The sequence below is a fragment of the Mesorhizobium sp. M7A.F.Ca.US.014.04.1.1 genome, assembly GCF_003998745.1.
GTDB lineage: Bacteria > Pseudomonadota > Alphaproteobacteria > Rhizobiales > Rhizobiaceae > Mesorhizobium > Mesorhizobium ciceri.
Genome location: NZ_RZRW01000823.1, coordinates 1 through 1,894, shown reverse-complemented (window position 1 = coordinate 1,894; position 1,894 = coordinate 1). Strand labels below are relative to the sequence as shown.

At 63.6% G+C, this 1,894-nt stretch carries 1 protein-coding gene; it reads right to left on the bottom strand.

Translation table 11 applies throughout. From position 1 onward, the window contains the following. Positions 1-43: 43 nt before the first annotated feature. Positions 44-1,618, bottom strand: coding sequence for a DUF882 domain-containing protein (locus tag EOA22_RS31940; protein WP_063170045.1), 1,575 nt, complete (start codon positions 1,616-1,618; stop codon positions 44-46). Positions 1,619-1,894: the final 276 nt, after the last annotated feature.

Here is a 1,894-nt window from a genome sequence, read left to right as displayed (position 1 = left end):
GCGCAACACGTTTCGATACTGGATCGAACGGTGCTTTCGCCCTCTATTTGAAACTGGCGATGGGCAGGAATTTCACCGCGGAGCCGGTGAAGCGGCGGTGATCGGACGTCCGTCCCCGCGGTTGGAATCCATCGAGATAGACATGCTCCGGCGCCGTGCGGATGAAATTGGCGGCAATCATGGGCGCCCCTGTTGATGCGGCCCCACCGGTAATAGCGCGATCTGCCTCGGAATCGGGGCGCCGCTGGACACGATCGGCCTTGGGGTTCGTCCTGACGCGATCTTCTGGCTTTGACGCCGGCGCCGCGATCCGCTCGCCGGCCAGCCCGTCGTCGGGGTGATGCATGGCCAGCAAGACACCGATGGCATCGCCAGATTTGGCTGCTTCCAACTGGCGCGTCGGGCTTGACTGGCTTTCCGGCCGCCATGTCGGCAATGGGACGTTGAGCGCCATCATCTCCGGCGCGACGCTCGTGGCAGCGGCATCGGCATTCGCGGCGTCCGGCTTGGCAACGGCCAGCTCGGCCTGCGCCGTGGACGCGCCGGCGATTGCCAACGGTGCGGTTTCCGGGGTGGGAACGGGTGCCGTGAACTCGGCGCGCGGTGCGAAGGCCGGCAGCGGCACTGAGCCCGGCGCCATCGCCATGACGATCGCTTCAGGCGTCTTCCCCTTCTGCCCGGCAAGCGGTTCTTCGCCTGGATCGCTGCCAGCAATCTGGATGTCAGCCCGCTGGGCATCCTGCGGCGGCACGATAGCGATACCCTGTCCGGCCGGTCTGGGTTCGACGGACCTCGCCGGTTTGCGTGGCGCCGGCACCGCTTCGGCGACATCATCGGACTCGTCTGCGCCGCCCCCGCCCAAGAGCGTCGCCAGCAGGCCACGCGGCCTGCGTTGGCCGCCGTCGACGCTTGCCAGCTCGATGTTGGGCGTGCCGGCGCCCTTGCGCGATTTGTAGGCGGCAAACGCCTGCTCATAGCCGGGCAGCGGTTTGCCGTCGCTCGGCACATGCAGTGTGTTGCCGTTCGGAAATACCTTGGCGAGTTCCTGGCGGCTGATGCCCGGCCAATGCCGCACATTGCCGACATCCATGTGTATGAAAGGCGAACCGGAGGTGGGGTAATAACCCACGCCGCCGCCCTGCATTTTGAGGCCGATGTCGCGCAGTTTCTTCAGCGGCACATCCGGCAGGAAGAAGTCCATCGCGCGGCCAACCATGTGTTGGCTCTCCCGGGCCACACCCTTCGAGCGGCTGCGCAGCATGGCGTTCGTCGCCGGCGAACGATAGGCGCTGACCACATGGATATAGGCTGTCGAGCCGCTGGCGCGATAGGCCTGCCAGACAAGATCGAGCAGGCGCGGATCCATCTTCGTCGGTTCGTTGCGACGCCAGTCGCGCAGCATGAGATTGATCTTCTTCAATCCCGCCGGATCATAGCGCCCATTGCGCTTGAAGACGATTTCAGCCTTCTCGCCCGTATGGAGATGTTGAATCCTCAAAGCACGCGTCTCCGCGAACGCGCCGGTAGCGCACAGGCAAAGGAACGCTGCGATGATGGCAGGCAGGGTCCAAAGACGGGAAGCACCGGGGGCGTTTTGCACGTTTTCGCTCACGTTCATGCCTTGCACGTTCTTTTGTTTCGGGCGATTTAGATTTCCGCCCAGATCAGGAGCCTTTCGGCCCTCTTCCTGACAAGCATGGATCTGACCGGCGAAGACGGGCATCCATGCCACAATACGTCATGTCGATGAATAGCATCTTGGTTAATGAATCGTGTCTTGCCGGAATGCGCTTCGGCTGGATTTGCCTGTGGCAGCCATTTTCTGAAGCAATGAACCGCTGATCGGGTCTGCCGGCACGAGGGCCGCGCCATCCCATGTACCCGCCTCGCCCGC